At 33.3% G+C, this 17,022-nt stretch carries 16 protein-coding genes; 8 read left to right on the forward strand and 8 right to left on the reverse strand.

Features of this window, described 5'->3' with window-relative positions; genetic code table 11:
- Positions 1–3 precede the first annotated feature (3 nt).
- Positions 4–447: a YcgN family cysteine cluster protein gene (locus JEP36_RS06695; RefSeq protein WP_088495473.1), complete on the forward strand. Its 444-nt coding sequence runs from the start codon at positions 4–6 to the stop codon at positions 445–447.
- Positions 448–1,067: 620 nt separating this feature from the next.
- Positions 1,068–1,799: a DNA/RNA non-specific endonuclease gene (locus JEP36_RS06700; protein WP_232797488.1), complete on the forward strand. Its 732-nt coding sequence runs from the start codon at positions 1,068–1,070 to the stop codon at positions 1,797–1,799.
- Positions 1,800–1,882: 83 nt separating this feature from the next.
- Here JEP36_RS06700 and fetB read toward each other — a convergent pair whose 3' ends face one another.
- From fetB to JEP36_RS17840, 4 genes are all read right to left on the reverse strand, one after another.
- Positions 1,883–2,656, reverse strand: a complete 774-nt coding sequence (gene fetB / locus JEP36_RS06705; protein ID WP_109372253.1) for an iron efflux ABC transporter permease subunit FetB — start codon at positions 2,654–2,656, stop codon at positions 1,883–1,885.
- Positions 2,657–2,706: 50 nt separating this feature from the next.
- The gene (fetA, locus tag JEP36_RS06710) at positions 2,707–3,357 is read right to left on the reverse strand and encodes an iron efflux ABC transporter ATP-binding subunit FetA (RefSeq protein WP_198630005.1); all 651 of its coding nucleotides are present in this window, start codon (positions 3,355–3,357) and stop codon (positions 2,707–2,709) included.
- A gap of 144 nt (positions 3,358–3,501) precedes the next feature.
- Positions 3,502–4,422 (reverse strand): alpha/beta hydrolase family protein, encoded by a 921-nt coding sequence (locus JEP36_RS06715; protein ID WP_198630006.1) that lies wholly within the window; start codon positions 4,420–4,422, stop codon positions 3,502–3,504.
- 182 nt (positions 4,423–4,604) lie between these two features.
- Complete coding sequence (locus JEP36_RS17840) at positions 4,605–5,519, reverse strand: helix-turn-helix domain-containing protein (protein WP_109372256.1); 915 nt, start codon at positions 5,517–5,519, stop codon at positions 4,605–4,607.
- 90 nt (positions 5,520–5,609) lie between these two features.
- On the opposite strand from JEP36_RS17840, the gene JEP36_RS06725 reads away from it, so the two are divergent.
- The 3 genes from JEP36_RS06725 (at position 5,610) to JEP36_RS06735 (ending at position 8,892) form a co-directional block, all read left to right on the forward strand.
- Complete coding sequence (locus tag JEP36_RS06725) at positions 5,610–6,230, forward strand: TetR family transcriptional regulator (RefSeq protein ID WP_198620005.1); 621 nt, start codon at positions 5,610–5,612, stop codon at positions 6,228–6,230.
- A 66-nt stretch (positions 6,231–6,296) separates the two neighbouring features.
- Positions 6,297–6,773: an NUDIX hydrolase gene (locus tag JEP36_RS06730; RefSeq protein ID WP_198620006.1), complete on the forward strand. Its 477-nt coding sequence runs from the start codon at positions 6,297–6,299 to the stop codon at positions 6,771–6,773.
- Between the two features lie 520 nt (positions 6,774–7,293).
- Positions 7,294–8,892, forward strand: a complete 1,599-nt coding sequence (locus tag JEP36_RS06735; RefSeq protein WP_198620007.1) for a methyl-accepting chemotaxis protein — start codon at positions 7,294–7,296, stop codon at positions 8,890–8,892.
- An 89-nt stretch (positions 8,893–8,981) separates the two neighbouring features.
- Here the strand turns inward: JEP36_RS06735 and JEP36_RS06740 are convergent, their stop codons facing one another.
- Positions 8,982–9,980 (reverse strand): 2-hydroxyacid dehydrogenase, encoded by a 999-nt coding sequence (locus JEP36_RS06740; RefSeq protein WP_109372260.1) that lies wholly within the window; start codon positions 9,978–9,980, stop codon positions 8,982–8,984.
- Positions 9,981–10,129: 149 nt separating this feature from the next.
- On the opposite strand from JEP36_RS06740, the gene JEP36_RS06745 reads away from it, so the two are divergent.
- The 3 genes from JEP36_RS06745 to JEP36_RS06755 are packed head-to-tail and all read left to right on the forward strand — an operon-like array spanning position 10,130 to position 13,312.
- Positions 10,130–12,766, forward strand: coding sequence for a YdbH family protein (locus JEP36_RS06745; RefSeq protein ID WP_198630007.1), 2,637 nt, complete (start codon positions 10,130–10,132; stop codon positions 12,764–12,766).
- Complete coding sequence (locus tag JEP36_RS06750; protein ID WP_100159376.1) at positions 12,763–12,969, forward strand: YnbE family lipoprotein; 207 nt, start codon at positions 12,763–12,765, stop codon at positions 12,967–12,969. The genes JEP36_RS06745 and JEP36_RS06750 overlap by 4 nt, the downstream gene beginning before the upstream one ends.
- A 10-nt stretch (positions 12,970–12,979) precedes the next feature.
- A complete protein-coding gene (locus tag JEP36_RS06755) occupies positions 12,980–13,312 on the forward strand; it encodes a YdbL family protein (protein ID WP_198620009.1) in 333 nt (110 codons plus the stop codon).
- A gap of 97 nt (positions 13,313–13,409) precedes the next feature.
- Here JEP36_RS06755 and JEP36_RS06760 read toward each other — a convergent pair whose 3' ends face one another.
- The 3 genes from JEP36_RS06760 to JEP36_RS06770 form a co-directional block, all read right to left on the reverse strand.
- Positions 13,410–13,973: a fimbrial protein gene (locus tag JEP36_RS06760; protein ID WP_198625665.1), complete on the reverse strand. Its 564-nt coding sequence runs from the start codon at positions 13,971–13,973 to the stop codon at positions 13,410–13,412.
- Positions 13,974–13,994: 21 nt separating this feature from the next.
- Positions 13,995–16,364, reverse strand: coding sequence for a fimbria/pilus outer membrane usher protein (locus tag JEP36_RS06765; protein WP_198630008.1), 2,370 nt, complete (start codon positions 16,362–16,364; stop codon positions 13,995–13,997).
- Positions 16,354–17,022 (reverse strand): fimbrial biogenesis chaperone (locus JEP36_RS06770; RefSeq protein ID WP_198630009.1); only part of this gene is annotated, 669 nt, incomplete at its 5' end. The genes JEP36_RS06770 and JEP36_RS06765, both read right to left, overlap by 11 nt.

Raw genomic sequence — 17,022 nt, forward strand, 5'->3', positions numbered from 1 at the left:
GAGATGACACAGGCTTTTTGGCAGACTAAAACATTAGATGAAATGAGTGATGATGAGTGGGAATCGCTCTGTGACGGGTGTGGACAGTGTTGTTTACACAAGTTAATGGATGACGATACTGATGAGATATATTTTACCAATGTCGCTTGTAATCAGCTAAATATTAAAACTTGCCAATGCAGTAATTATGAAGATCGTTTCCGTTATGAGCCAGATTGTATCAAGCTTACACGGTATAATTTACCAACATTTGAGTGGCTACCAATGACATGTGCGTATCGCCTGTTAGCAGAGGGTAAGACGTTACAAAGTTGGCATCCACTTATTGCAGGTAATAAAGCAAAAATGCACCAAGGCAATATTTCCGTAAGATATATTGCGGTACCAGAAACGGAAGTTGAAGATTGGGAAGATCATATTCTTAATCGTCCGAAAGGGCGTGGTTAATTACTTCTTTTCATTAAAAAGCGCCTTTATAGGCGCTTTTTGTTAAAGGAGCTAAGTAATGACAATAGATATTGCTGGGTCAGCTATACCGATTGACATGATGTCAATGATAAAAAATTCCTGATTTGATGCCAATAAGAGAAAAAATATTCATCAAATAATCTTTTTAAGAAAATCTATTGACGAGATGGGAAATATAGTCCATGATTATTCTCATGGTGGGAAATTTGAATTTCACCAACTAAATGAATAAATGCCTCGCTTATGCGGGGCTTTTTGCATTTTAGTGCTGTGAAAATTCCCTCCATATTTTATAGCAAAATTCTGAGTCGTATTCAGTCATTGAAAAGCACATCAATATTAAAATGATGCGCTTTTCTTTATCGTTTATTACCAGAATTCACTAAAAGAGAAGAATGGATTTTCTCTTATCTAAAACATCAAAACTCGCTTCGGCGAGTTTTTTTGTTTCTTCATTTTATAAAAAGGAATTTTATATGAAACGTATTACCCCGATTATTTTATCACTTCTTATGGTTTCAACTAGCTATGCCAATTCAGAGACGATGGTAGGGCCTGATCTTGAAACACAACCATCTGCCGTTGCGCGTGATACTTCAATGCGTGCAATGAATGATGAAAACTGTGGTATTGGTTGTCCATTAGGAGGCAGTGAAACCACAATTCAACGTGATGTTTATACATTAAATAATAATAGCGAAACCAAGTTTGCGGACTGGGTTGCTTATTTAGTGACTAAAGACAGTATTGGTAGTGGTAAAGCACGTAACTGGAAAAAAGACCCAGCTTTAGGTAATGATGAAACCTTATCGCCAACGGATTACAAAAATGCCAATGCCACATTAAAAGTTGACCGTGGTCATCAGGCGCCTTTAGCTTCATTGGCTGCGTTGCCTGGCTGGAATGCACTTAACTATCTTTCGAATATCACACCACAAAAAGCAGATTTAAACCAAGGTGCGTGGGTGCGATTAGAAGATCAAGAGCGTAATTTGGCAAAAGAAGGTCATAAAGTCTTTACAGTTACTGGCCCTATCTATGAAAGAGATATGGGTAAATTGCCAAGTACAGATAAAGATCACACAATTCCAAGCGCTTATTTTAAAGTGGTTTTTCTAAATGATTCACCTGAAAACTCCTCTTATGCAGCGTTTATTATGGATCAACAAACACCGAAAAAAGCAAATTTCTGTGAATTCCAAGTAACTGCGGCAGAAGTGGAAGCACGTACAGGTCTAACACTCTGGAGTCAATTACCTGAAAGCGCTCAAGGTGTGAAATCTCAATCTGGTGAGTTAGTCAAAAAAATGGGATGTACGGTATTAAAATAAGATTTTAAACCGATTTCTTAGTAAGTAATAAAAAAGGTCACTCAATTGAGTGACCTTTATCAATATAGTTAAATGGCTATAATTTAGCGGTTTTCAAGATTAATAAGCTGGTGTCGCTGATTAAAAAACTTCTTATAGGTTAAATAGCAAGCAATAATGGTTGAAATACTGGCTGTTGCCATCAACATAAAAGTCACCATAATTTGATATTTAACAGCTTGTAATGGATCAACACCGGCAAAAATAAGCCCTGACATCATACCCGGTAAACTCACAATACCCACAGTTTTTGCTGCATCAACGGTCGGGATCAATGAAGATTTAATGCTATCTCGAATAATACTCATTGAGGCTAATTTAGGTGTCGCACCAAGGCTTAACATCTCTTGCAATTGCTGTTGTTGATTTTGAAAACGTTGACCCAAATTATTATAACAAAGCCCTGTTGCTATCATCGCATTACCCGCAATCATCCCCGTAATAGGAATAATTTGAATTGGTGTAAAAGCAATAGAACTGGTGAGCAATAAAATAGTTAAAGTTAATAGTGCCCCAGTTGTAATAGCAGTAAATGAGATCAGAAAAATATCTTTAACGTATTTACTTCGCTTTTTGGCATTATGAGCTGCGTTATAGCAGATAAATAACACCATTAAGAAGGTGAGAATAAAATGGTCAACATGGAAAATATAGGTCAAGACATAGCCAACAATTAATAGTTGAATAATGGCTCTTGCTGTACTCCAAATAATATCTTTTTCTAAAGCTAGTTTTTCTTTGCGACTAATAAAAATAGCCACGAGAACTAATAAAAGCGAGAAAATTAGAGATTCATTGCTTATCGTATGTTCGTTCATAATATTATGTTCGCTTATAACAAAAGGATGACTGAGAAAGAAATAAAAAATCAGGCATCATTGTGAGAAGGTAATAAAATCACATCATCAGCGTGTTTTATTTCATTTTGATCGTGAGTAACCCACAACACACCAAGATTTTGATCTTTAACGTAGTGGTGAATAACATCATTCACTTTTGTTTTATTATCTTCATCTAATGCACTTGTTATCTCATCAAGTAATAAGATTTTTGGCATAAATTGCAGATTTCTTATCAGTGAAATACGCTGCTTTTCACCGCCAGAAAGTTCATTAATTCCTTTTTTCATAATGGATTCAGGTAAACAAAAATAATCCAAATCATGTGCTAGTTTCTTATCATCCACTGAGAGTTTTCGTAAGAAATAAGGAAATTTAAGGTTATCGTAAACAGTTTCACCAAATAACATAGGTGTTTGAGTGCAATAAGAAACTTGTTGACGATATTCTTCGGGTGACAACGTTAAATAGTCTTTATTTTCAAAGAAAATTGAGCCCTTGGTAGGTGATAATAGAGAAGCGACAATCTTGAGTAAGGTACTTTTACCACAACCTGAAGGGCCTGTGATAAGTTTAAATTCAGAAGGTTGAAGTTCAAAATTGATATCATCGAGGATAGTTTTGTTATCGACTCGATAACTTATTTTATCAAGACGTAAAAGTGCAGTCGTGCTTTCCATTCTTATCCCAAACTTAAAAGAGAGAATAATAATTATTATACAGAATTAACGATATAAAGATCCTGCTTTAAATCAGTTAGTAAGCAAATTTGTTACTATTGAAGTATAGGATAATAAGAATGCGAGCCAATAAAAAAGATAAAATTATTTTGTATATTGAGAGTACCACTGCTGTATATCGCTGATTATTTCATTCGTTAAACGCTCGCCTTGTTCATTATAAAACCCATGATCTAGCTTATTGTATTTAATAAATTTCACATTAGGCTGATTGATATCTTGGCTTAATTGATGAAATGCATCGACATTTACATTAGTGTCATTAAGTGTCTGAATAATTAATACAGGGGTGTGTTGATTACTTTTAATGACTTTGAGTAAATCGATAGTAAAAAATTGTTGCCACCATATTTTACTGTGTTCGCTTATAAATTGTTCATCATCTATTTGATTATTTTTTATTGCGTCAGCAAATTGCTGAAAGCCATTTAGAGCATCTTCAACGTATTCTTTCGGTGTGGTATGGCGGATATTATAAAGAACATCATCAAGAAAAAAACGACCCCCGCCATTTAACGCAATAGCTGCTTTAATATCATTGCGCTTAGTTACCACTAAATGCACCATCGTGGCGCCTTCACTTCCACCAATTAAAATAATATTCGGATACTGTGAGGATAATTTATCTAACACAGCTTCATAATCTTCGATTCGTTGCTTGGGATTATCATGACGCTTATAGATTTTAGGACAATCAACACGTTCACCATCATATTGTGAATAAGGTAATAGGGCGGTAATACCGTATTTTTCCACCATGAGAACATCACTATTTGGTAACCACTGACCAAAGGTTTCTTGGATAAACATGTTATTTTTAATGCTGTTACAGTCAGAGCCTTGCATTAATACTAATAGAGTTTGGTTTTTTTCAGCTCGTTTATCCAAGTAATAGCTAATTTCACTACCATCTTTCCGTGGGAGTAGATGTGTCGATATTTTTGCATAACTTGCAAAAGAAGGAAGCAAAAAAGTAGAGAGTAAAAATAGAAGTGAAATGCGCATGATCACCTTATTTGTTTTTGTAGGGAGGTAATACGAAATTTTATTTTAATAATAAGTAAACAGCTAATTTAGTGAATTATTGTACAGAAACAAGTGATGAAAAATTTATCGCACAGATAGTCACTATGAAATTAATCTGCTCTTAATAAAATAGCCTGAAAATTCAAGCTATTTGAGGATCATCAATGGATGGGAACGAAATAATCAATCTCTAAGGTTTTTGGTAATTCCATTAAATCAACATCAGTTTCTATACTGACATACCTTTCAATATCAGCGCCTAAGCGACGACATAAACCTAATGCAGGTAGCGTATAAAAATAAATTTTCATCGCAAACTGCTTATATTCTTCTAATGTTCCCTTAAATTGAAATCGGACATAACGTCCTCCTTCTATCACTCTTTTTCTAAAACCACTGGTTTTTGTAAAATGATCTAAGTTATTCAAGCCAATTTCATAATCAATTTGGATTTTATTTTTACGTAAAGTATTGGGTTGGTATGAGATAAGCACCGTACTTTCCGTAAAATTTTTATCAGTATACAGTAAAAAATCATTCCAAAATTGATGACGAATATCTTCATGTAATTTGCCAATATCTTCTATAGAGCAAAAATATTGATATTGCATGCCGTAAACATAACTGTCTGGTAATTCCATAATCTTAGGAATAGGTAAATCAATAACATCAAAATTAATGGGGGGCTGGAAATTATTACCACAAAGATTATCAAGTTTACGATATTCCGTTGGTGTAACACCAAATGTTGCTTTAAAGCGACGAGTAAATGACTGTTGAGAATCAAATTGATAACGCAATGCAACAGTGAGAATAGGTAACTTTGTTAACCGTAACTCTGTTGCAGCTTTTGTTAAACGTCTTCCTCGAATATACGAAGCAAGCGTTAAACCCGTTGCTTGTTTAAATACACGTTGTAAGTGCCACTTTGTGTAACCTGATTTAATTGCCACATCATCAAGTAACAACGGTTTTTCCAGATTCACCTCAATCCAGAGAAGGAGTTCTTTGATAATTTCTATATTAAATGAGGATAAGGTATTGGAGGGGATAAGCCCATTGTACTGAGATGACATGATGATTTCCTGAAAATATTTTGTTCAGTTTACACGAAACTGATACCCATATATTATTACATACTTATGGTATGTTTTAAGGGTTTTATCATGAAAATAAAATCACGGCAACAAGAGAATTCAGAGCAAACGCGCTCTGCGTTACGTGAAGCTGCACAAGAACTATTTATAAATCAAAACTATTGTGATGTTTCTGTTGATGAAATATCACGTCACGCAAGAGTAACGAAAGGGGCGTTTTATCACCACTTTAGTAATAAGAAAGCCTTATTAAAAGAGTGCTATCTTTTTCAGGTTGATAAGGTTGTTGAAAAACTGGTTCAAATTCCTACCTATGATGATCAATGGCAAGAGTTAGAGGCTATTTTTAGTTTCTGTGTTGATCATATTTATCAACATAAAGATAAGCTTATTCCCCTACAAGAAATAATTTCCGTTTTAGGTTGGAAGGAATGGGATGAAATTGATTCACAAATTCTTATTCCTCGAATAAAAAAATGTGTAGATACGCTTTATGATAAACAAGAAATTTGTACCTATTCTCCTGATATTGTCGTTAATTTAATTTATGGATTTGTTACGCATATTGCGATTAATTTAAAAAATGAAACTACATTACCTGAAAATGCTTGTAAGGATTTTAAAACGATATTTTCTGATTTTTTAATGGGAATGAAACAATCTTCAATAAATGTGAAAGACCATAAATAGCACAAAAATAATGATAGGTGTGATGTACATTGGGTAAAAATAAATAGAGTAAAGGATCAGAATATTATGACAATAGAAGTGCCTAAGAGTCATTTCACCGCAACGGGCATTGTATTCAATGAACAGGGCAAATTCCTTCTCCATTTACACTCTAAAATAGGTTGTTGGTTACCACCTGGTGGTCATATAGAAGAAAATGAAGAGCCACAAGATGCAGTATTAAGAGAAATAGAAGAAGAAACAGGCTTACTGTGTGAGTGTCTTTGCTATCAACCTGAATTTAGCCTTAACCTCAATAACAATGATGTTATTGAGCTTGTAAAACCTCTCGCCATTTTAAAAGAACCCATCCACGATAAAAAACAAGGATTTCATTATCACATTGATATGATTTACCTTTGCAAGCCGCTAAAAAATAGCCGATTAACAAATAATTCTTTCCAATGGCTTTCTTTGGAAGAAGTCAGAAAAATAGAAACCCCATTAAATGTGATAAGACTTATTGAACTAACTGAAAAACTATTAATAGAAAAAATTATTTAAATTTCTTAATAAAGCTAAATTACTCATAATAAATAAACAATAAAAGCGGTTTTTAGAAACTGCTTTATTTTTATTGGAAATAAAACACTTTTAAAACTCACTGTAAATTAATCTCAGAATTAAATTAATTAATGTTAATAGGTAAATATACCTATTAAAACTTAATATGAAAATATATAAATAAAATCAAAAAAACTAAAATATAATTAATAAATTATCTTTTTCTGAGTAAAATCACCTTCATTGCGGGATATTATATAGTTAATTTGTATCTTGGTGGCTAAAACAATCGTTTATTTCATAAATGAAAAATGATTTTCACTATACTCTAAAGTTTTCTCTCATTATTACCGACATTATAAACAAAGGTAGATCCTACGTGCCTTTATATTCTAATGAATAAATCTTAGCCTTATTTTATTGACACTAGGGAATATGCTCTTTATCAGAGAAAGAGTGCATTCTGATATCTTACAAATGTACAGATAACAAACTCTGTATATTTTGATGGAATATGACCATGTTTAAAAATATCAGTATAGAAAAGACCGTTAAGGTCATGCTGGCCATTTTGTTTGCGTTGATTATGAGCATTATTTATTTTAGTTATGATGCTTCCACTCGCTCCTACAATAATTTCGTTTCATCAAATAGCCTCAGTCAGCAAATGTTACTTATGGGCAAAGCGCGATATCAAATGGCGGTGATCAGGGCAAATATTAATGGGTTAGATGGACAATTACGCGTTAATGAAAAACCCTCAGCAAAATACTTTCACCAAACTGCGGAATATATTGAAATAACGCGTGAAGAGATCCATCGTTGGTCAGATACGGAAAAACTCACCCAAGAAGGGCGAGAATTAGCCGATGATATGACAAAGCGTTTTGATGAACTGCTGGATATCTTCACTGGCGCACTAGATAAACTGCGTAAAGGTGAGCTAACAACACACTCTGCCAGTGTTAAAATGGATGAGCTAAATGATATTACTATGCAATATTATGCTGTTGCTAATGGCATTGAGAATAGCTATATCGATATTGCAAAAACATCCCAAGAACGCTTGATGTTGGTGTCGATTTCTATTGGCACTGTCGTTATTCTCTTATTTATCTTTATATTACGTTGGTTCTCTCATACGTTTATTGGCAATATTAAAATCTTAATCAACATATTTAGTAAGATGAGCCAAGGCGATTTAAGTATGCGTGTAGAGAATCATGGTACTAATGAATTTGGTCAGTTATTCAATGAAATGAATAAGATGAAAAATTCATTAAGCCATATGATCGCATCTGTCAAAAATGCAGTGAATACCATCAGTGTAAGTGCAAGTGAAATTGCGACAGGAAATACTGATTTATCTTCCCGTACTGAGGAGCAGGCTAGTGCATTACAAGAAACTGTTGCGAGCATGGAGCAAATTAAAACAACAGTTGAGAAAAATGCGGATAACTCGCGTGAAGCTAGCAAATTAGCACTAACAGCAACGGCATCTGCTCAAAATGGCGAAAATGTGATGGATAGCGTGGTAGAGACCATGTCTTCAATCTCTGAAAGTGCGAAAAAAATTGCAGATATCAATGACATTATTAACAGCATAGCCAATCAAACGAATATTTTGTCACTGAATGCGGCAGTTGAAGCAGCAAGAGCAGGTGAGCAAGGTAGAGGATTTACCGTTGTTGCGTCTGAAGTGCGCAGTTTAGCTAGCCGCAGTGCCGAAGCTGCAAAAGAGATCAATGAGTTGATTACGCACTCTGTTAATAAAGTGCATGTTGGTTCGCAACAGGTTGCTCAAGCTGGACGTTCAATGTCAGAGATCGTTACAACCATTAATCAGGTAAATGACTTTATGCAACAGATTGCCCTTGCTTCTAATGAACAAAGCATGGGTATTAACCAAATAGCGTTGGCCGTCAGTGAAATGGATACCGTTACTCAGCAAAATGCAGCATTGGTTGAAGAATCAGCAGCTATCACAGCAAATATGGATGATGAAGCTCATCAATTAGCTAAATTGGTTTCACAATTTACAGTAGATGAAGAGAACGAAATTCTTTCACGTTTTGATTCAACACAATCAACAGAAGTTATCGACACTCAAGGAAAATAAGTGTCGTATCGATGATAAATAAAATAAGCCCCCTTGGCTAATCTATGGCGAAGGGGGCTTTTTATTACATTTATTCTTAATGCCTAGAATTAAGCTTTGATCTGATTAACGCACTCATTACCTGAAGCAATCTCTTTAATATTGTGCAGAGTTGTTTCACTAATACTGATTAAGGCTTCTTCTGTTAAAAATGCTTGATGCCCAGTAAATAACACGTTATGGCAAGAAGAAAGACGACGGAAAATATCATCCTGAATAACGTCATTTGATTTATCTTCAAAGAAAAGATCGCGTTCATTTTCATAAACGTCCATTCCCAGTGCACCAATTTTGCCTTGTTTCAATGCATTAATCGCAGCCGCAGAGTCAATCAATGCACCGCGACTGGTGTTAATAATCATCACACCATCTTTCATCTGTGAAAAAGCAGTTTCATTCAATAGATGATGATTATCTGCGGTTAATGGGCAATGTAATGAAATTACATGGGAGTTTGCGTAAATCGTCGCCAAATCAACATATTCGGCACCTAAATCAAGTACAGCTTGGTTTGGGTAAGGATCATAGGCAAGTAACTTCATGCCAAAACCCTTTAATATGCGTAATGTTGCTAATCCTATTTTACCTGTACCAATAATACCGGCAGTACGATTATGCATATTAAAGCCAGTTAAGCCTTCTAATGAGAAGTTAGCATCACGAGTACGTTGATAAGCTCTGTGTATACGACGATTAAGTGACAGCATCATACCAACAGCATGTTCTGCAATAGCCTCTGGTGAGTAAGCAGGAACACGAACAACAGTAATGCCTAATTCAGCGGCGGCTTCTAAGTCAACATTATTAAAGCCCGCGCAACGTAATGCGAGAATACGTATATTAAGGCTAGCAAGTTCTTGTAAAACCGCACGATTTGCATCGTCATTGACGAAAATACAGACAGCATCAGCGCCAACGGCATTTTTTGCAGTTTGTTCTGTTAAATTAAAATCGAAATATTCAATATCATAATGATATCCATTATGTTGATTGACCCATTCCATGTGCTTACGATCATAATGTTTAGTACTATAGGAAACGATTTTCATCCAGTCTTCTCTACTCTCGATTAAATTTTTATTCAGAGGCTGGAAAAACAAGAATTATCCAGCCCCAATATGAAAGAAATTAATACTATCATTATAAACAATTTAACGAGGTAAGTGGATGATTCAGGTTTGTTTAAAAGGAATATAATGTGTTGTTAAGAAAAACAATCAAATGGACAGGGACGATACTACTAGGCGCCGGCCTAATAGGCACTGCTTTATGGGGGGCTATTCCTCGTTGGTTACCTGTTGTTGCTCATTATTACTTACCTGAAGGTGTAACTCTTTCTTTATCACAGCCCAAATTACAGCGTATGGGTGTTTCAATTGAAAACATCGTATTAAAGACAGAGAGTTGCACTTTAGCTAATCTTGATAACTTTGTTTTCTCTTATCAAAAAGAACAGATTGATAAACTGCAATTTAATAGCCAGCAACTTGCCATTGATGAACAATGTTTTTCAATGATGCCTGTAAGTAAGCAAGAAGAAACTGCAACCGTTCCTCTTGAGATAAATTCACTACTGACTTCAATACCTCATTTATTTGTCAACATCGAAAATGTACTCTTAAAAGAAAATGCGCGTTATCAAGGTTCTTTGCAATTAAGAACACAAAATAATGGAAGATTAATGACTTACCAAGGAGAAAATGTACAACTTGGTATTTTTATTAGAGATAACCAATGGCTTGATATTAAACGGTTCAAAGTGAATTTGCCTGATAACAATAACATTGAACTTGCTGCTGAAATAGCGCTTCCTCTTGATGTTGCTTCATTACCAGAAAAAGGAACCATTGATGCGACACTATTGACGTCTCACTACGCTCACCCATTGGTTATTATTCTTGAATGGGTAGAAAAATCTGGCACGATTTCGCTTGCTGAACAAGGTGGTGGCCATGCATTGGCTTTATTACCTTGGAAAGTGACACCCGAAAATATAGTGATTGAACAAGGTCGTTGGGAATGGTTTGGATTGGATCAACCTTTGCGAGGCGGTGTAAATATTAATATCGCTCAATGGCAAAAAGGATTGGCGGATTTAAGACTAACTGCACGATTAAACGTGATGACAGAAGGCAAAGCGGGAAAAGGGAATTTAGTAATATCGATCCCTGAAACCGCAGTAAATTGGTTAGATGCACAAATCCCTATTCAAATCACTGGTATTGTTAATAAAGAATTAATGCAAGCCAGTGCGCAATTACCTGTTAAAGTCACTGGCATGTTGACCGATCCTACTGTTGAATTTCAATCTGGCTCTTTGTTTCGTTTTAAAGGACCACTCACTGAAACGCTTACCATCACAGATGCTCGTTTACCTTTAGCTGGAACCACACTTTCATCAAATGGTTTTAATGGTCGTTTAAATGCGATAGTCGTTGCCCAAGATAGCATTTGGGGGGATTACCGTATTCATTTTCAAGGTAAGGCGATTGATTTTTTACCTGACAATGGGACTTGGCAATGGCGCTATTGGGGAGAAGGGGATTTATTACCTTTAAAAGCACGTTGGGATATCGCAGGAACAGGGTACTGGGCTGATAAAGTGGTTAGTTTTGAGAAACTCAATACAGGTTTTGATGTTTTAAAATATCAAAATACTACGATGACTGCTCCTCGATTATCTTTAGAAAGTCCGTTTCGTTGGGTAAGAGATGATAAAAAGCCTGTATTTAATGGAAAACTAAAATTAACGAGTCAACGTATTGATTTTCCTGCTGGTGGTTTTTTAGATAAGGCCGATTTTATTGCCACAGTTAATGGTGATTCCCCTTTTAATTTTAATGTAAAAGGCGAATTAAGTGCTAAACCCAATATAGGACCTATTGCAATAAATACGCGTTGGGATGGCGCAAGATTAAGAGGTCAAATGCGTTGGCCTTCACAACCTATTAATGTTTTTCAATCGCTCTTGCCTGAAGATTTAGGGATCACTCTTGATAAAGGTGAACTTTACACACAAGCAGATTTTTCTATTGCACCAGAACAAGGATTAATAGCAGGAGGGCATCTTGTTGTTAAACAAGGTGGAATGTGGCTTAAAGATGGTGTTTTAGAAGGTTTAGATTTTATTTTGCCTTGGCGTTTAAATGGCGACGAATGGCAATTAGGTGTTAAACAGCCTGTCCAGTTACGGATAAAGCGTGTTAATAATCTTTTTGACATGACGGATATTACGGCTGATCTTCAAGGTTTTTACCCTGCAACAGAAAATAAACCGTTAGTTCTATCTAATGTGAATGTTGCTATGCTTGATGGAACCATTTCATTGGCAAAACTCACAATTCCACAACATGATGCAGCGATTATTTCTCTTGATAACATTCAATTAAGTCATCTTTTTACTTTGTTAAAAGTGACGCAGTTTGCGGCATCAGGTAAAGTTAGTGGTGAATTTCCGTTTTTTATTAATAATAACCAATGGATTATTAAAGATGGTTGGCTGGCTAATTCATCTTATTTAACGTTAAGACTTGATAAGGATTTTGTGGATTCTATTGATGAAAATAATATGTCTGCGGGCGTTGCTATGGCATGGTTACGCTATTTAGAGATCAGCCGTTCTTGGACTCGCGTTAATTTAAGTAATTTGGGTGAGTTGGTATTAGAAGCAGAAATCAATGGAACGAATCCTCTAGAAGATAAACGTCGACAAGTTAATTTAAATTATCGACATGAAGAAAATGTCTTCCAATTATGGCGAAGTTTACGATTTGGTTCACAATTGGAAGAGTGGTTAGAAAAGAGCTTATCAGATTTAGGGAGTGAGTCAGAGTGAAACCATTATTCTTAAGAAAACTATTCTTACTAACAGCTTTGATGATGGGAATATCAGCATTAACAGGATGTATTCGGTTAGAAGTCGCCACACCGGATAAGCCCATTAACATTAATATGAATGTAAAAATTGAACATGAAATTAATGTAAAAATAGACCGACAAGTTGAAGATCTCTTAAAAAATAACAGCGCCATTTTTTAAAGGATAAATGATGAATTATAAAAAATATTTCTTAAGTTTTGCGCTAATGATAGCTTTAGGCAGTGCAAATGCCATAGCATTAACGCTTGATGAAGCAAGATCACAAGGATTAGTAGGGGAAACCTTTAGTGGTTATATTGAGCTTGTGCAAACTAATAATAAGCAGGCTCAACAACTTGCTGATGAAATAAATCAAGCAAGAAAAGCAAAATATGCTGAAATTGCTAAAACTAACCAAGTAACACCTGATTCTGTTGCTCGACTAGCAGGTGAAAAATTAGTCGCAAGAGCTAATGAAGGTGAGTTTGTAAAGGGGATTAATGGAAAATGGGTAAAGAAGTAGTTAAATCTTAAATACAGACTTAACCTCATTTTATTTTTAAAGCACGATATATTATAAATTTCTATCGTGCTTTTTTGTAGCTAATTTTTATGACTAATTAATCATTACCACTAAAATTAACAATATCGTCATTGATCATGACAATGAAATTAATGTTTGAGCGTATATAACCGGATGCAGGAGGCATATTATCTTTTTTAACATAGTTAACTAAAAAATAAAATTCAGCTTCTCCATCAGTCAGTTCTTCAGTAAATTCGCTCTTTTTATTAAGATTGATGGGTCTTTCTTCCTCATTGTACAATAATTGAAAAGCAATATTATTACTTGCATCGGGAGCACTAATCATATTTTTCAAGTAACCTGTTGTATTATCAATACTCGTATTTTCAATTTTTAAGCGAATATTCCCATTACTCTTAGAACAATCTTTTATATTAATAAGGATAATGTGAGGATCAATATTCGCTAATTCTCCTTTCTCATATGAAGAAAAGTCATTTCCGTTAATAGAAAATCTATCACTTGTATTTTCATAAATATGATCTATATCACAGCTTAGAGGAATATCGTGATCACCACGTCTTGGTATTGATGAAAATGAAAATGATGAATAGAGTAAAATTATAATTAAATAGAAGAAATGTTTTTTATTTTTCATATTTAGTACTTTTGTTTTGAATTAAAGACAATTAACTTCTTTTTTTATCAGGTTTTTTTTCTTTTCATCGGAACTCAAATTATAATTAAATTGACACTGTTTATCTTCTCCCCATTTTACTTTTATTAATCCATGATCAGGAATACCAGAAAGAAAAATAACATTATTTTCTGTCACCAATCCTTGGGAAATAATATTATCCTCTTTATCTAGTACGGTAACTGTTGAAGCAAAAGGAAGTGGCGTTATTGATTTGAAAATAATACGATAACCTGTTTTCATTGGAAAAGTAATTTTAGATATTGCACCTAATGTAGGAATAATACTCTTACTGTAATATTCGGTTTCAACGGATTGGGGGAGTGTAGTCGCATTTAGTTTGATTTTATTTATTCGATAAGGTGTGATGTTATTTAAAATTAGGTTACCAAAGATATCTGTTTCTAAATTAGATGAAAATGATGTTTTAATACCAGTAATACCCTGTGTACTCACTAATGCAAAGGTTTTTCCTAAACGGGGTGTCAGAGTAATACCTTCTGAATGAAGTACTAATGCACCATTAATTGAAAAATTAAGATTATAATTATTTTCTGATTTATTTCCAGAGAAACTATAAGATTGATAATTATTTTGATAGCGTGTATTAGCAGAAAATTGATTATATTTTCTTTTAGGGTGATGTGTATGTTGATAGTTTATCGAATATCCTAAATTATTATTAAGCAATGCTCCGCCTATATTTGTACTATTTGTATAACGTTTATTATTGACTTGATAGCTTGTTTGATTGTTCATCCAATGATGATGTTCAATATTACCTATAGGAATATGAAAATTAAATGAAAAATAATGATCCGAAAAATATTTCTCTTTTTTTAAATCATACTTTAAATGATAATTTACCCTATTAAATGAGGATGAAAAGGATGCTCCAATTTCAAATTCTTTCGATGAATCATGGTATGTTTTACCGTGATAATGCAAAGAGAAGTAGCCTAACTCATTAATATTTTGAGATAAAGATAGTGAATGGTTTTTTTTAATATTGTTTTTTGATAATGAATTACCTAAATAATGATAGAAAGACATTCCCGAAGTAAAGTGAGTTTGTGTCATGGGAATACTTTTCTGATAACGAAATTGATATTTAATTTTATTATTGTTATTTTTTTCATAACTTATATTTGTCGCTAAACCACCTAAAATACCTAAATCTAGAGATAGTCCAGATAAATAGGTTTGTCTTTTATCATGTTTTTTTATTGCACTGTAAGAAGTGATTTTTTGGCTTAGACCATATGAAAATTCGCCTAAAAGAAAAAGAGATTTTTTGTTATTTGGATGATCAGATAATGTGCCTGAGATGATATTATATTGATAACTTCCTTTATTTAATTGATTCGGTAATGATGCAAAATAGTGTGTCGAAATTTTTACTCTTCCATCTGCTTCTTTGATCTCCAAAGTGAGTTTTTCACTTCCTATTGAAGGTAATGAATTTAAAAGAAAGGGGCCAGGAGGAACCGTTGTTTCATAGATGATCTTATCACCCTGTTTTATGATAATTTGAGCTTGTGTATCAGCAATACCTTCAATAATCGGGCTATTAGCATAAAGACTTTTGTTCGAAATTAAATTATTGGATATTAATTGAAAGCCAATAATTTTATCATTTGATAATATTCGTGTCGTAGGTGAAAATTTACCTCCATAAAAAAGAGAAGAAAAAGAATTAATTTGTCGATAGGTGTAAATTGATGAAAGCTTAGATTGATAACGATCTTTATTCCAATTAAATCCACTTTGACTACGTACACGCCAAGCTCCCATGTTAATACCTGAGTGTAAATTAAGTTTTTGCTCAGTCGATTTTTTTTGGTGATATTTAATCCAATAGGAATATTGAGTGAATAATGCGGTAATTCCGTCATCCCAATCTTGTTCATTGATGACATAGTCTGTTTTTTTTATTAATGCTTTTTGCGGAATGATTAAATTTAATTTTTGATTGGAAAATTGGTATTTAAAATCTATCGAATAATCGCTTAAAGGAGTTATTTCCTGATTTTCTTTTGTTATTTTATAAAAATAAGTATCAATACCAAGAGAAGTTAAATCATTGATAGAAAGACAAGGAGTTAACTTGTTATCTACATTTTTAAAATAAAGGAGCTTTGCCATTTTCTTTCTATTATTAATATGAATAATCGAATGATAAAACCCTTCAGGTTTTTTATCTTCAAGAAGTAGTTTAATCGTTTCATCATTAATATTAGAAAATGAATTAGAATAAAGAGAGAGGAAATTATTCTGAGCGATAGCATCTTTGGTGCAAATAATTATAAAAATAAAGAAAGTGAACTCCATTTTTTTATATTTAATCTTCATTTATTATGGCCTTATCTGTTGCATTTATTTCCACGCCATATTGATTAATTGTTTTCCATTTAATTAATCCATCTTCTTTAATTATATTTTTTGTATTGTATTTTTTTAATGGAGGTATGGTTTTGCTTTTATTCATCAGTAGTACACCATTGTAACTAACATTAAGCAAAGTAATAAAGTAGGGTGTGGGATTGTTTACAATAAATTCATTATTTTTATTTTTTAAAAACTCAATTCTTTTATAAGCATCTTTTGCACCTTTTTCTATTGATATTGGTCTATATATTAAATTATAGACAGAATTCATTGATATATGTAATAAATTTCTATTTTCATCTGAATTAGATAGCAATGGTATTCTCTTAATGTTTATTTTATATAGTGTTTCTCGATCTTTTTTTTCTATTTCATCTGTTTTAAAAATTTTTAAAGAATAGTTTTCATTTTTTTCTATTTTAAAAAGTGGGGGAGTGATAATAAAAGGTAATTCTGTATCATTATTTTCATCATAATGAGAAATCCAGCTTTGTATAAAATAATCATTATTTGTGTTATTTTTTATTTCAATAATCTCCTGACCTTTACTTTCAATAAAAATAAATTTATCCTTATTTATTTCTATTGATGCGTAACCATAAGTAGGGATGATTATAAATAG

It is taken from the genome of Proteus sp. PR00208 (assembly GCF_016238545.1).
Lineage (GTDB): Bacteria > Pseudomonadota > Gammaproteobacteria > Enterobacterales > Enterobacteriaceae > Proteus.

Bases quoted from the DNA above. Each gene is read 5' to 3' on its own strand.
- JEP36_RS06760 (WP_198625665.1), bottom strand. From the start codon at position 13,973: ATGAAAAATAAAAAACATTTCTTCTATTTAATTATAATTTTACTCTAT.
- JEP36_RS06700 (WP_232797488.1), top strand. From the start codon at position 1,068: ATGCGTGCAATGAATGATGAAAACTGTGGTATTGGTTGTCCATTAGGA.
- JEP36_RS06755 (WP_198620009.1), top strand. From the start codon at position 12,980: ATGAATTATAAAAAATATTTCTTAAGTTTTGCGCTAATGATAGCTTTA.
- JEP36_RS06735 (WP_198620007.1), top strand. From the start codon at position 7,294: ATGTTTAAAAATATCAGTATAGAAAAGACCGTTAAGGTCATGCTGGCC.
- JEP36_RS06730 (WP_198620006.1), top strand. From the start codon at position 6,297: ATGACAATAGAAGTGCCTAAGAGTCATTTCACCGCAACGGGCATTGTA.
- JEP36_RS06740 (WP_109372260.1), bottom strand. From the start codon at position 9,980: ATGAAAATCGTTTCCTATAGTACTAAACATTATGATCGTAAGCACATG.
- JEP36_RS06765 (WP_198630008.1), bottom strand. From the start codon at position 16,364: ATGAAGATTAAATATAAAAAAATGGAGTTCACTTTCTTTATTTTTATA.
- fetA (WP_198630005.1), bottom strand. From the start codon at position 3,357: ATGGAAAGCACGACTGCACTTTTACGTCTTGATAAAATAAGTTATCGA.
- JEP36_RS17840 (WP_109372256.1), bottom strand. From the start codon at position 5,519: ATGTCATCTCAGTACAATGGGCTTATCCCCTCCAATACCTTATCCTCA.
- JEP36_RS06695 (WP_088495473.1), top strand. From the start codon at position 4: ATGACACAGGCTTTTTGGCAGACTAAAACATTAGATGAAATGAGTGAT.
- fetB (WP_109372253.1), bottom strand. From the start codon at position 2,656: ATGAACGAACATACGATAAGCAATGAATCTCTAATTTTCTCGCTTTTA.
- JEP36_RS06715 (WP_198630006.1), bottom strand. From the start codon at position 4,422: ATGCGCATTTCACTTCTATTTTTACTCTCTACTTTTTTGCTTCCTTCT.
- JEP36_RS06725 (WP_198620005.1), top strand. From the start codon at position 5,610: ATGAAAATAAAATCACGGCAACAAGAGAATTCAGAGCAAACGCGCTCT.